Source organism: Knoellia aerolata DSM 18566, from assembly GCF_000768695.1.
GTDB lineage: Bacteria > Actinomycetota > Actinomycetes > Actinomycetales > Dermatophilaceae > Knoellia > Knoellia aerolata.
In genome coordinates, this window is sequence record NZ_AVPL01000036.1 from 11,253 (window position 1) to 24,827 (window position 13,575).

Consider the following 13,575-nt stretch of genomic DNA (forward strand, 5'->3'; position numbering starts at 1 on the left):
CCTCCTGCGGGGCGGCAACGCGCCGGCGGTCGTGGTGCCGGGCGTGCCGGCCGGGGTCTGGGGTCCGTTCACGCGCCCGGTCCCGTCGTCGGGCTGCGGCCGGGTGCGGACGCGAGCAGGGAGGCGGCCACGGCGAGGTCGAGCAGGTAGGGCGAGGCGTCCCCCAGCCCCGTCTCGGTGACCGACGCGACGATGCAGTACACGACGAGGAAGAGGGCGAGTGCTCGACGAGGGCCTCGCACGTGGGTGGCGGCGGCCAGGAGCAGCACGACGAGGATGCTCGCCTCCAGCATCATTCCCACCCACCCCTGGTCGACGTACGTGGCCACCCAGTTGCTGTCGATGGGGAGCCCGTCGAAGGACTTGTTCGACAGTCCGGTGCCGAGGAACTGCTCCCACAGCGGTCGGGGTGTCGCGAAGACGTCCGCCCACACGTCGGTACGCCCCGTGAGCCTGCTGGCCTCCCCGCTCGACTGGCCCCTCGCCAGCCAGGTGATGACCTGCGGCGCGAAGACCAACGTCCCGACGACGATCCCGAGGAGGGTGGACACCGACACCCGTCGCACCCGCGCGTGCCCCAGGAAGAGGCTGGCGGAGGCGACGGCCAGACCGAGGAGCGCGCCGAGGAGCGCCGTGCGGGTGTGCGTCCCGATGAGGGCCACGGTGGACACCGTCCCGACGGCCAGGGCGTGCGGGCCGGTGACGACCCGACACATCCAGAGGATGACGGTGGTTCCGAAGATCACGGCGGCGTAGTGCGCCACCTGCGTGGGCGGCACGGGCCACACCGTTCCGCCGAGGCGCCCGTCCACGGCGAACGCCTTGCCGGGTGCGAGGGCGGCCCCCACGAGGACGCTGGCGAGGACCACACCGAGGCACAGCCGGTGGGCCCGGAGCAGGACGAGGTCGCGTCGCCCCCACCACGGGGAGAGGAGCCAGAGGACCGTGACGAAACCCAGGAGGCGCAGGCTGCGGTACACGGCCCCGACGATGAACTCGCTGTGCAGGCTCACGACCAGCGACATGAGCGCCAGGACGCTGAGCAGCACGAGCACGGCGTGGGGCCGCAGGACGAGGCGCGGGTTCGCGAGGAGTGCGAGGACGAGGGCCACGAGCAGGGCCCCCTGCGCCATGACCTGGGCCACCGGACCGGGCAGCGGGATGATCGTCTCGGCGCCGCCCGGCGTGAGGACGTTGAACAACAGTGCGGCCCACGACAGGAGCACCAGCCGTGGTACCGGAGCGAAGTGGGTCTCGCGGCGTGCGTGACGACCCAGTCGATGACGACGACCGACCGTCAGTGGCCGCTGCTCGCGCAGCGTGGGCGTACTCATCGCGCGTGCACCGCCCTCACCCTGGTCGCGTCGGCGACCGGTTCCCCGGGTCGCTCGTCGGCGGGAAGGTCAGCCGGTTCCTCCCCGCTGGGCGCGCCGCGACCGGACGACCGGTCACTGCGGTCGGCGCCCTCGAGGAGCGCGAAGGGAAGGTCGACGCCGGCCTCGGCGACCAGGGAGGCGATCGTCGTGAGGAGCTCGCGGCTGGTCCGGCCCGCCGTGACGAGGGGGACCACCTGGTCGACCCACGTGGCGAGGACGTCGAGATCGAGCCCGGGGTCGACCTCGACGAGGGCGAGGACGACGTCGACCTCGTCCCACACGGCTGACAGCCTGTCGAGCCCCTCGGGCGACGGGCCTCGGCGGCGTGGCCCCGGGAGGGGACCCGGCGTCAGCGCGGGGTCTCCTTCGGGACGGAAGAGCGTCAGTGCCCCGGGACCGTCCACCGGCGCCTCGGTCGGCTCGGTGGCCCGCGTGCCGACGAGGGCTCCGGAGGCCGTGAGGTCGACGAGCAGGACCCGCCCACCCCGCTCGACGAGCCGGTCGGCGAGGGCTCGGAGGACGGTCGCGCCGGTCGCAGCGCGGTCCATCGGCGCCAGCCCGAGGCTCGTCGGCCCCGACCGCTCCCCGGCGCGCGCACCGGCGCCGCCGACGTGCTCATCCCATTCGGGCGTGCCGAGCGGCGACGGCAGCGCGGCGCGCAGACCCTGCACCAGTGCCTCACGACGGCGGCTGCGCAGAGGCTCGCTCCAGCGTCGGGGGTGCCCCCTCAGGACCGTGGCGATCCCTCGCGTGACGGCCGTCCAGATCCGGCTCAGCCGCCCGCCCGAAGGGATGGTGCCGACCCCCACCCGGACGGGTACACCGAGGGCGGAGGCCACGTCACGCCGGCGGTACAGGCGTTCGCTGGTCAGCGTGCGCAGCAGGATCGTCCCGACCGCCAGGACCCCACCGACCAGGCCGCCCGACGCGCCGACGAGGACGACCTGTCGCCGGGACCCGAAGGGGGTGGCGGCCGGCTCGTCGATGACGTGCGTCGCGCTCACCGCCGCGTCGGAGGCGAGAGTGGCGTCCTCGATGGACCGCTGGAGGTCGGTGACCTGGGTGCCGAGGGCAGCTCGTTCGGTGACGATGTCGCTGAGCCGCACCTGGTCCACGGTGGCCGCCGAGGCCCGGTCGTACTCCCGGGTGAGCTCGCCCACTCGGGCCTGCAGGGACGCGATGCGCCTCTCGTACCCGGCGACGAGCCCGGCGGACACCGTCCGCAGCTGCTCGGCGCGGAACTCCAGGAAGTGCGCGACGACCGACGTGGCCCGCCTGAGCGCCTCGTCGTCGTCGGGACCGTCGACGGACACCGTCATGATCTGGTTGCTCACGGGGGTCGCCGTCACGGTGGACAGCAGCGACTCCGGCGACTCCTCGAGGTCGAGCTCGGCGATGACGCGCTCACCGACGGCGCGGGTCTGCAGGAGGCTGATGTCCGTCGTCATGGCCGAGGCGTCGTCCGGGTTGGGCGCCACCATGAGCAGGGTGGCCGTCGCGGACACCGGATGGGGAACCATGCTGAGGACGCCCAGCCCGACGAGGACCCCCAGGCAGCACACCGCGAGCACGGTCGACCACGTGCGCGCGAGGGCGGCCCCGAGCGTCCTGACGGTGACGAGCAGAGGACTCGGCGCGCCCGTCAGGTCGGGGTCGCCGTCCTCGTCGTCGATGCGCCAGACCGGCCCGCTCACCGGTGCCTCCCCTCGAGGTCACCGAGGCGGGGGGCCCTGGCCGGCCCCGCCCCTCCAGCGGCGCGGGACGTGATCCGCGTCGGGAGTGCTGGCGATCCGGTCGACTCCGGGGCTGCCAGGCGACCCATCGTCCGGTCGAGCGGGTCGGGGTTGGCGACGACGATGCCCTCCACCTCACGCCCGACCCGGTCCACGGCGACGACGACGTCGGCGAGGTTCCGGCGGGTGGCCGAGGCAGAGCTGACGGCGAGCAGCACCGCGTGTCCCGCCACCGAGGCGGAGTCCGGCAGGGGGGCGTCCCGGTCGAGCACGACGAGCCGCACCACGAGCTCGGCGGCACCCTCGGCGTCGGCACCCTCGGCGTCTGCACCGCCGGCGACGGTGAGTGCGGGCCGGAGGTTCCCCTGTTTCGAGGCCTGGGCGCACGCCAGCCACAGGGTGGCGGCCGAGCCGGGCTGCTGGGCGGGGTGGAGCTGCGTCGTGACGCCGGTGGACGCCGCGAACGAGGCAACCTGGGGCGCGACCGCAAGGCCCGCGGGGTCACCACTCATCGAGAGGATGACGAGGACGAAGGGCCCGGACGACACGCGTTCCTTGCCGGCGTCGGGGACCAGCCCGTGCAGGAGGCGGCGCAGGCCCCACCCGTCGGCACTGTCCGGGTCGTAGGTGCGCAACAGGTCCACCCAGGCGCCGGCCGTGCGAGGGGGTCGGACCCGCAGCGACGCGACCACGGGGATCCCGACGGAGTCGGCGATCTCGTCGCGGGAGCGCAGCTTGGGGTCCCGTCGGTTCGCCGTGATCACGACGCTGGCGGTGAGCACGAGGAGCAGCGCGGCACCACCGAGGACGTGGAGGAGCACGTCGGTGACGAACCCCGACTGCGTGCCCGGCGACGCCGCCTGGATGACAGTCGCCCCGGCGGGCACCGATGCCTCGGTGTCGCCCTCACCGGCGAGCTGCTTCCGGAGCGCCTCGACGTCCAGGACCGTCGAGGCCCGCACCGCCGTGAGGTCGGCGACGGCGGCAGCGTCCGCCAGGCCGGCCGTCGTCGTGCTTCCATTCCTGGCGATCCGGGCCGTGGTCGCCGTGATCTCGGCCGTGACCGCGTCGAGGCTCGCGACGAGCGTGTCGAGGCGCTCCTGCAGCTGCCCCCGCTGGGCGGCGAGCAGGGTCCCCCGCGTCTCCTCGAGGTAGGCGACGAGCGCGCCCGCGACGGCGGAGGCGAGGGCCTCCGCCCGCGCCCCGGTCGTCCCGGCGGCGGTGATCCGCAGGACCGCTGATGCCGGTGCGTCCACGCTGACCCGGTCGGCGACCTCACTCACGGGCAGCGAGGGCTTCACCGTGCGAGCAGCGCGGGACAGGACCTCCGAGCTGGTGACGATGAGCACCTGGGTCTCGGCGTCGTAGCCGCCCATGCGACCCGAGCCGGACTGTGACACCGCGGGGAGGAGCACGACGCTCGTGCTGGTGAACGCCGGGGGGACGAGCACCAGCAGTCCCACACCGGCCGCAGCCCCGAGGAGCGCGGCCACGAGGAGGACGGCGGTGCGCCGACGCAGGACGGCCCACATCGACCGGAGGTCGACTGCCTCCTCGGTCATGACGCCTCCCCCCCGGTCCGGACGGCGAGGGGTGCCGCCCGGACCGGCGCAGCCCCCACGGTGGAGGGCACGATGACGAGCGCGGTCCGCAGGTCGAGCGTCGACGTCCACGCCCCCGCTCCGACGAGCGTCGTCGTCGGGACCCGCGTCCCGAAGCGGGGCGAGTACCAGCCGAGTGGCGGGTCGGTCTCCCCCCGGTGGGCGGACCAGTCGAGTCCCGCCGGCAGCACGAGCCGAGCGTGGGACGGCTCCCCGTCGCGCCCCGTCCACGCCAGGTCCGCCACCCCGTCCTCGAGGCCGACCTCGACGTCCGGTCCGACGTGCCAGAACATCCGCAGGGTGTGCGACGGCACGCCGGCGATGTTGTCCGTCACGATGAGCCGCTGCCCCGGCCCGTCGAGGGTCACGCGGCGGTCGTGGCGCAGCGAGGGGTGCAGACGCGCGTAGGCCGTGTGGTGGGCGCGCCAGGTCTGCGGTCGCTCCAGCCCGGCGCGGACGTGGTCGACGGCGGCGTCGGCGTGGGTGCTCCACATGAAGGGGCCGGCCGCCACCGCCTGGTCGACGCCGTCGACCTCGACCGTGTTGTGGGCTCGCGTCGAGCGGAAGTACCTCCGCCACTCCGGCTCACCGTGGTAGCAGTACGTCCCCGGGTCGACGAGCAACTCGACCCCGTCGTGGCGAACCTCGACGGAGAGGGCGTCGGCGTGGGCGTGGGCGGCGATCGACAGGAAGCCGTGCGGCCCGCCGTCGCAACGGCACCACAGCTCGGGACCGTCCCCGGGCGCACTGCGGAGCAGCGTGAGCCCCGCGTCCTTGAAGTGACGCGGCGGGGTGGCCGGGCGGTCGGCGTGCACCGGTGCGGTGCTGGACACCAGGGACCCGAGGAGCGTGCTGGCCACGCCGTCCGTGACGGAGGGCCACCACGCGCACCCCCCGACGGTCCGGGCCCCGAGGGAGAGGAGCGACGTCCACGGGTTCTCGTCGGGGTCGTCGAGCACGAGCGCCCGTCCCTCGTCCCCGTCGCCCTGGCGGGGCGGGCGCCCCGCCACGTCGAGCATCGCCGCACCGGCGTCGAGGGCACGCACGAGGACGTCCCTGGCCCCGGTCGACAGAGGGTGTCCCGAGGCGTCGGCCTCGACGAGGGCGACGAGGCCGAGCTCGGCGACGAACCGGTGGTAGTCGCTGGCGAGCTCGCGGTTCACGCCGCTCGGGAACGTGTTCGCGGTGAGCGAGCGCTCCAGCTGGAGGGTGGCGTCCCGCCGCCAGCCCTCGCTCTCGGCGAACCACGGGAACGCGCACGCCGCAACGACCCGACCGGCCGCCTCGGCGACGGCGTGGTTGTTCGCGGACGAGCCACGGCTGCGGAACGCGGTGAGGTACTCCTGGTGCCAGCGCACCTGCGCCAGTGCCACCGGGTTCTCCTCGAAGAGCGCCGCCACGCCGGGCCAGTCGTCGAGCAGGCGACGCACCCACACCCAGCTCGTCAGCCGCACCCCGAGCTCGATCCCGCTCGTCCAGTGGATGCCAGTGAGGAACGGGTTGGCAGCCCACCACGAACGCAGCTGTGCCGCAACGGTTTCGGCGTACCGCGGGTCCGTCGTCAGCCACCAGGCCGCGGCGAGCACGGTGAGGTGGTGGTGGCGCGAGAGCTCCCACACGGCCTTGACGTTGCCGGTGACGTGCTCGTCCCGGTGGTCGATGCCGAAGGACGGGACGTCGCTCGGCGCCCGGCGGCCGGTGACCGGGTCGAGGAACCAGTCGGGGTCGACGACATCGGGCCGAGAGCTGCCGAGGACGTCCCACTCCCCCGCGAGCAGCCGGTCCGCCGCGGCGACGAGCCGGAGGGCGGACTCAGGCGGCACCTGCTGGCGCGTCCCCGGCGGCACCGGCGAGGCGAGCACACGCGGCGCGAGCAGCCCCTCGGCGGGCGGGAACGGGTCGCCGGGGCGCACCCGGCGCGGCGCCCACACCACCTGCTGGGCGTGGTCGCCGACCCGCCAGGCGACCTCCGCCGGGGACATCCGGAGCAGCCGCTGCGCGTACCAGGTGACCGGACGGCTCATGGCGCCACCGCCCGTCCCGAGGTGAGGCTCTCGCCCACCGCGAGGGTCGCGCGCGTCGTCGCGACGAGCGAGTCCAGCGCGATCGGCATGGCAGCGCCGAGCCGGGCCGCCTCGAGGAAGGCGTCGAGCTCGGCGCGCTGCCCCTTGTCCTGACCCGTGAACGAGCGCTTGGACTCGCGTCCGGCACGGGTCCAGACCGTCGCGCGGGTGAAGTTGTCGAGCGACGCGTTGCGACCGCCACCGGAGACGTCCAGGTGCTCCTTCGGGACCCGGGCGTCGCCGGAGGTCGAGTACGTGATCGTCGCGACCGATCCGTCCTCGAAGCGCAGGCTCGCGTGCAGGTCGGACCCGTCAGGGGTCGAGAGGGCACTGACCTCGACCGGGTGGTGTCCCACCCACCAGCTCACGGTGTCGACGAAGTGCCCACCCTCGCCCAGCCAGCGCGACCCCTCGAGGTGCTCGTCGAGGTACCAGCTTCCCGCGGCCATCCGGCCCGCGTTGACGAGGTACCTCAGGCTGACGGGACCGCTGGTCGGGCCGAAGCGCTGGCGCAGCCCACCGAGGAGGGGGGCGAAGCGACGGTTGAACCCGACCATCACCCGGTCGTTGCCCGTCCGCGCGACGACCTCGAGGATGCCGTCGACCTCGGCCCGGGTGAGAGCGAGGGGCTTCTCGACGAAGACGGCCTTGCCGTGCTCGAGGGCCTTGCAGACGAAGGCGGCGTGCGAGTGGTGCCGGGTGACGACGAAGACGGCGTCGATGTCGGGGTCGGCGAGGACGTCCTCTGCATCGGTCGTCACCGACTCGAAGCCGAACGTCCGCCGTGCGTTGACCGCCGACAGCGACCTCGTCGTAGCCACCGTGCCGAGCGTCGCTCCGGGGTGTCGCGCGAGGTGCGGCAGGAGCATCGACGAGGCGTAGCTGCCGGCCCCGATGAAGCCCAGCCGGACCGTGTCGGCGCGTGTCCGGGTCGGACGCCGGGTGACCGAGGGGACGCGGGCGCCGTTCGTCACCGCGGCCCGGCTCCCCGAACGAGGGCTGGGCTCGACCCGGGGGTACTCGAGGAGGAAGCCGACACCGCGGAGGGACCCGGTCCGCAGCTCCTCGTAGACTCCCGCGGCGTCCGCGATGGGACGCGTCGCCGACACGAGGGACCCGACCTCCACCGACCCGCTCGCGAGCAGGTCGAGGAAGCAGCCGAGGTTGCGCCGCTCGGTCCAGCGGACGTACCCGGCCGGGTAGTCCATCCCGTCGAGCTCGTACCGGTCGTCGTAGCGCCCGGGACCGTAGGAGCGGGAGAAGCGGACGTCGAGCTCCTTCTCGTAGTAGGCGTTCCACGGCAGGTCGAGACGCGTCTTGCCGATGTCCACGACCCGCGCCCGGTCGCGAGCGAGCCGAGCGGCGAGCTCGACGGGGCCGTTGGTGCTGCCTCCGGCCGCGAGGAAGACGTGGTCCGCGCCGAGGCCGCCGGTCGCCGTGCGGATCACCTGCTCCGCGTATGCCGCACCCTCCGGGTCCGGGGACGCGCAGCTGAGTGCCCCGGCGCGTTCCGCCATGCGACAGCGCTCGTCGACCGTGTCGATGCCGACGACGCGCACGCCGGCCGCGACGAGCAGGCGCACGACGAGCTGGCCGACGAGGCCGAGGCCGATGACGCACGCCATCTCGCCGAGCTGCGGCTCCCCCTGCCTCACGCCCTGCAGGGCGATGGCACCGACCGTCGCGAAGGCCGCGTGCTCGGGGGCGACCCCCTCGGGAACCGGCACGCAGAGGTTGACGGGGACCCAGTTCACCTCGGCGTGGAGGGCGAACTCGTTGCCCGCCGCCGCGACGAGGTCGCCGACGGCGAACTCCTCCGCACCGGCGCCGACCTCGACGACGACACCACACAGCGAGTACCCGAGCGGGGTGTAGCTGTCGAGCTTGGTGACCGCCTTCTTGTAGGTCGCTACCGGGCCCTGCTGGGCCATCGAGTCGAGCACCTTCCGCACCTGGTCGGGCCGCGCCCGGGCCTTCCCCACGAGCGAGAGCCGGGCCTCCGTGACCTTCATGAGCTCGGTGCCCGTCGAGATGAGCGAGAAGAGCGAGCGCACGAGGACACCGCCGGGCCGACAGGCCGGCTCGGGCACGTCGAGCACGACGAGCTCCCCCGACCGGTAGTTCTGCCCCACCTGCTTCATGACGACCCCACCCCGGCCTCGCGGGCGTTGCGGTACCAGAGCTCGAGGCAGAGCAGCTGCCACACCTGCTTGGACTCGTCGCGACGGCCGGCCCGCTGGTCGTCCACGAGGCGCTGCAGCGGCTCGGCGCGCAGGAACCCGCTGCCGACCAGCTCACCCCGCAGGAGCACGTCGTCGACGAGCTCGCGGAGGTCGTTGGTCACCCAGGCCCGCAGGGGTGCCCCGAAGCTCGCCTTGGGGCGGTCGATGATCTCGTCGGGCAGCCACGCGCGGGCAGCGTCCTTGAGCGCCGCCTTCTGCTGCCGGCCGCGGATCTTCTCGGTGCCCGGGAGCGAGAACGCGGCCCGGAACACGATGGGGTCGACGAAGGGGACCCGCACCTCGGTGGACGCGGCCATGCTCGCGCGGTCCGTGTACGTGAGGTTGAGGCCCGGCATGAACATCCGCGTGTCCGCGAGGCACATCCGGCTCACGACGTCGTCGAGGTCGTTGTCGTCGTACACCCACCGGTGGCGGTCGAGGACGGTGCCGACGTCGCCGGCCAGCGAGGGGTCGAGCAGACCGGTGAGCTCGTCGGGGTCGTAGAGCGTGTAGCTGCGCCGGAACGCCTCCTGTTCGGGGAGCTCCGCGAAGGTGAGGAACCGCTGCGCCCACCGCACCGTGCGCAGGCCCCGGCCCCCGACCGCGACCGGGAGCGCACGCACCGCCGCCCCCACCCCGGACCTCAGGACCCGTGGCACCTGCTGGTAGCGCCCGGCGACGAGCATCGCGAGGTGCTTGCGGTAGCCGCCGAACAGCTCGTCGGCCCCCATCCCGGAGAGCAGCACCTTGACGCCGGCGTCCCGCGCGGCGTCGCACATGAGCAGGGTGTTGATGGCGGCCGGGTCACCGATCGGCTCGTCGAGGATGTCGACCATCCGCGGGAGCAGGTCGACGACGTCGGGGCGGATCTCGATCTCGTGCAGACGGATCCCGAGGTGGTCCGCGAGGCGCCGGGCGTAGCGCGCGTCGTCGGGCATCGACTCGAGCCGCTGGTCCTCCGGACGGAACGCGATGGTGTAGGCCTCGATCGACGGGTCGCTGCGGTGGGCCAGCGCGGTGACGATGCTCGAGTCGAGGCCACCACTGAGGAACGACGCGACCGGTGCGTCCGCGACGAGGTGCGCCTCGACGGAGGCGGCCACGACCTCGCCGATGTCGGCTCGGGGACCCTGCGCGGCCTGCGCCGCCTCCGCTGCCGTGTCCCAGAAGCAGCCGTCCGTCACGGAGCCGTCGCGCCGGTACTCGGTCCAGCCACCGGCCCGGTGGCGGTGCACGCCACGGAAGGCGTCGAGCTCCTGCGGGACCCAGTAGTAGAGGACCGAGGCGACCATCGCGGCCGGGTCGATCTCGAGCTCCGGCCCGACCGCGGTGACGATCGCCTTGAGCTCGGAGGCGAAGAGGATGCCCTCGCCCCGCGACATGACGTAGAGCGGCTTGATGCCCAACGGGTCCCGCGCGAGCGTCAGGCTCCCGGTGCGCTCGTCGTGGATGCCGAACGCGTACATCCCGCGGAACCGTTGCAGCGCCTGCGGTCCCCACACACGCCACGCCTCGAGCACGACCTCGGTGTCGGAGGTCGTCGCGAAGCGCACGCCCCGGCCCTCGAGCTCGCGCCGCAGCTCGCGGTGGTTGTAGAGCTCGCCGTTGTAGGTGAGCGTCAACCCTCCCTTGGCGAACGGCTGGTCGGCGGCTCGGGACAGGTCGATGATCGCCAGCCGCCGGTGGCCGAGGACGACCGCGGTGTCGGGCTCCACGACCTCGACGACGGCACCGGCGTCCGGGCCCCGGTGCGACATCCGGTCGACCATCGCGGTCACGAGCTCCTTGCCGTCCTGCTGCTGGTACGCGCCGGCGATGCCACACATGCTCAGGCCTCCACGTCCGCGAGCGCGACGCTCGCGTCGTGCGCGACGCCCGCGTGGCCCGCCTCGGTCGCCTCGGTCGCCTCGGTCGTCGCGCCGGCCTCGGCCACCCCGGCGGGGGTGCCCCGCCCCACGAGCTCGTCGAACACCCGCAGGTACCCCTGCCGCTGGTGCTCCCAGGCGAGGTGCTGCTCCACCCGCTCCCGCCCCAGGCGCCCCATCTGCGCGCGGGCCGCCGGGTCGTCGACGAGGGCGACGACCGCACGGGCGTACTCCACGACGTCGTTCGGGCGCACGTAGCGAGCGGCGTCGGCGGCGGACACGCGCGTCTCGGCCAGGTCGAACGCGACGACGGGAAGGCCGAAGGCCATGTACTCCATCGTCTTGTTCATCGTCGACACGTCGTTGAGCGGGTTGAGCGGGTCCGGCGACAGCCCCACGTCGGCCGTCGACAGGACCTCGGCGACGAACGCGTCGGGGACCCGGCCGGGGAGGTCGACGACCGCGGTGAGGCCGAGCTCGTCCCGGCGGCGCACGAGGTCACCATGGCAGTCACCCGAGCCCATGAACGTGAACGCGATGTCGTCGCGGCCCATCTCGTTGACGATGACGTCGGCCGCCGCGAGGGCGAGGTCGACACCGTCCTGCGGGCCCATGACCCCGAGGTAGGCCACGAGGTGCGGACGCCCGCGACGGTGGTGCGGGGCCGGCTCCTGCCGGCGGAGCCGCTCCGGGTCGGGGCCGGTGCGCACGACCCTCACGTGGCGGGGGTCCTTGCCACCCCGGGAGGTGGCGATCGCGGCATACGACTCGTTCGTCGACGTGACACGGTCCGCGGTGCGGAACGTCTGCCGTTCCAGGAAGAGCAGGCCCCGGTAGGCGGCCCCCGCGTCGTCACCGAAGCGGGAGAGGTAGAGCTCCGGGCAGAGGTCGTGGTGGTCGAAGACGAAGCGGGTGCCGTCGCGACCGCGCAGCCAGCGCGCGATCGGCCAGAAGATGTCGGGTGGGTTGCACGCCTGCAGGACGTCGAACCGGCCGCTGCGCCGAGCGGTGCCCACGAGGCGGGCCGTTGCGAGGAACGACCACGCGTACTCGAGGACGTAGCCGGCCGCACCGCCCCCGGGTGCGTACGGGGGGTAGGCGAGGATCCGCACCCCGTCGACGACCTGCGACGGCCCGGTGCCCTCTCCCTGCGGGCAGACGACGGTGACGTCGTACCCCTGCCCGACGAGCGACTGGCACTCGAGCCACACCCTCCGGTCGAACGGGACCGGAAGGTTCTGGACGATGATGACCACCCGAGGTCGGGCGGGCGGCGGGACGGACCGTGTGCTCACCAGCCCACGCCCTCGTAGCCGGCGATGTGCTCGACGTCCGCACCGAGGCGTCCGTTGATGTCGATGACGAGCAGGGGGTGGGCGCGTCGCAGGGCCGCGAGACAGGCCGGGTCCGAGGTGGCCACGACGACGACCTCGGCGTCCTCGAGGGCGAGGTCGGGGCTGTCCGCGAGGAGCCGGTTGACGTGCGGGAGCTTGGTCTGGAAGTGCCGGAGGTTGGCGCCGACGAGCTTGGCGGGGTTGACGACCGGGTCGTAGATGCGGACGTCGAGCCCCTTGCCGACGAAGCGCTCCGCGATCTCGAGGTTGGGGCTCTCGCGCAGGTCGTCGGTGTCCATCTTGAAGCTGAGGCCCAGGATGGCGACGCGGCGGTGCCCGGACTCGAGCACCCGGTCGACGAGCGAGCGGACCGTCAGCTCGTTGCTCGTCAGGGTCGAGCTCACGAGGGGAAGGTCGACACCGCTCGCCCGGGCCATGCTCTGCAGTGCCCGCACGTCCTTCGGGAGGCACGAGCCCCCGAACGCGAACCCGGGCCGCAGGTAGGACGGCGAGATGTTGAGCTTGTGGTCCTCGCAGAAGAGCTCCATCACGGTGCGGGAGTCGACCCCGAACTGCGAGAAGATCCGGCCCATCTCGTTGGCGAAGGTCACCTTGACCGCGTGGAAGGCGTTGCACGCGTACTTGAGCGACTCGGCGGTCGCGACGTCGACGTGGTGGAGGTCGAGGTCGAGGAAGTCGAAGAGCCGTTCACAGCTCTCGCGTGTCCGCGCCGCGTCGGTCCCCACGACGACGAACGGCGGCGCGAAGAAGTCCTCCACCCCGCAGCCCTCGCGCAGGAACTCCGGGCACATGGCCGTGCCCACCGACCAGCCCGGGGGCAGCAGCTCCGGGGCGAACGCCGGAGCGACGACCGACCTCCCGGTCCCCGGCGGCACGGTGGAGCGGATGACGACCGAGTGGAATCCCGACGGCGGGGGGGACGCCTCGACCATCGCCTCGCGCAGGTCCGACAGGGCCCTGGTGATGAAGGAGAGGTCGGTGTCCCCGCGCGGCCTGGAGGGCGTGCCGACGCAGACCAGCGAGACCTCCGCCCGGTCCAGCGCCTGCCGGACGTCCGTGGTCGCCCGCAGCCGTCCCGCCTCGACCGCCCGGGTGACGAGGAGGTCGACACCGGGCTCGACGACCGGGCTGGTGCCGGCGTTGATCGCCGCGACCTTGCCGGCGTCGACGTCGACCCCCACGACGTCGTGGCCCCGCGAGGCCAGGCCGGCGGCCGTCACGGTTCCGACGTACCCGAGACCGAAGATGGCGACCCTCATGACGGCACCTCCCCGACGCCCAGCCGGCCCCCGAGAGGCGGCACCGGCCCGCCCCCGTCGAGCCCGCCGTCCCCCACCCCGGTCCCGCGTTCGACATCGCC

General features: G+C 73.5%; 8 protein-coding genes. All 8 read right to left on the reverse strand.

The features are described 5' to 3' along the window. Window positions 1-68: 68 nt before the first annotated feature. The 8 genes from N801_RS12645 to N801_RS12680 are packed head-to-tail and all read right to left on the reverse strand — an operon-like array spanning window position 69 to window position 13,474. Window positions 69-1,334, reverse strand: a complete 1,266-nt coding sequence (locus N801_RS12645; RefSeq protein ID WP_156996755.1) for an O-antigen ligase domain-containing protein — start codon at window positions 1,332-1,334, stop codon at window positions 69-71. Beyond that, complete coding sequence (locus N801_RS12650; protein WP_035938333.1) at window positions 1,331-3,070, reverse strand: GumC domain-containing protein; 1,740 nt, start codon at window positions 3,068-3,070, stop codon at window positions 1,331-1,333. Before N801_RS12650 ends, N801_RS12645 begins: the two co-directional genes overlap by 4 nt. Beyond that, window positions 3,067-4,671, reverse strand: a complete 1,605-nt coding sequence (locus tag N801_RS12655) for a Wzz/FepE/Etk N-terminal domain-containing protein (protein ID WP_035938335.1) — start codon at window positions 4,669-4,671, stop codon at window positions 3,067-3,069. The genes N801_RS12650 and N801_RS12655 overlap by 4 nt, the downstream gene beginning before the upstream one ends. Beyond that, entirely contained in the window at window positions 4,668-6,734 is a 2,067-nt protein-coding gene (locus N801_RS12660; protein WP_084108887.1) for a heparinase II/III family protein, read from the reverse strand. Before N801_RS12660 ends, N801_RS12655 begins: the two co-directional genes overlap by 4 nt. Then, window positions 6,731-8,914: a bi-domain-containing oxidoreductase gene (locus N801_RS12665; RefSeq protein WP_035938338.1), complete on the reverse strand. Its 2,184-nt coding sequence runs from the start codon at window positions 8,912-8,914 to the stop codon at window positions 6,731-6,733. The genes N801_RS12660 and N801_RS12665 overlap by 4 nt, the downstream gene beginning before the upstream one ends. Beyond that, entirely contained in the window at window positions 8,911-10,821 is a 1,911-nt protein-coding gene (asnB, locus tag N801_RS12670; RefSeq protein ID WP_035938340.1) for an asparagine synthase (glutamine-hydrolyzing), read from the reverse strand. The genes N801_RS12665 and asnB overlap by 4 nt, the downstream gene beginning before the upstream one ends. A gap of 2 nt (window positions 10,822-10,823) precedes the next feature. After that, window positions 10,824-12,155: a glycosyltransferase family 4 protein gene (locus tag N801_RS12675; RefSeq protein WP_084108890.1), complete on the reverse strand. Its 1,332-nt coding sequence runs from the start codon at window positions 12,153-12,155 to the stop codon at window positions 10,824-10,826. Further along, the gene (locus N801_RS12680; RefSeq protein ID WP_035938342.1) at window positions 12,152-13,474 is read right to left on the reverse strand and encodes a UDP-glucose dehydrogenase family protein; all 1,323 of its coding nucleotides are present in this window, start codon (window positions 13,472-13,474) and stop codon (window positions 12,152-12,154) included. Before N801_RS12680 ends, N801_RS12675 begins: the two co-directional genes overlap by 4 nt. Window positions 13,475-13,575: the final 101 nt, after the last annotated feature.

Coding starts and splice junctions, on each gene's coding strand:
- N801_RS12645 (WP_156996755.1), bottom strand. CDS start 1,334: ATGAGTACGCCCACGCTGCGCGAGCAGCGGCCACTGACGGTCGGTCGT.
- N801_RS12655 (WP_035938335.1), bottom strand. CDS start 4,671: ATGACCGAGGAGGCAGTCGACCTCCGGTCGATGTGGGCCGTCCTGCGT.
- N801_RS12660 (WP_084108887.1), bottom strand. CDS start 6,734: ATGAGCCGTCCGGTCACCTGGTACGCGCAGCGGCTGCTCCGGATGTCC.
- N801_RS12665 (WP_035938338.1), bottom strand. CDS start 8,914: ATGAAGCAGGTGGGGCAGAACTACCGGTCGGGGGAGCTCGTCGTGCTC.
- asnB (WP_035938340.1), bottom strand. CDS start 10,821: ATGTGTGGCATCGCCGGCGCGTACCAGCAGCAGGACGGCAAGGAGCTC.
- N801_RS12680 (WP_035938342.1), bottom strand. CDS start 13,474: ATGAGGGTCGCCATCTTCGGTCTCGGGTACGTCGGAACCGTGACGGCC.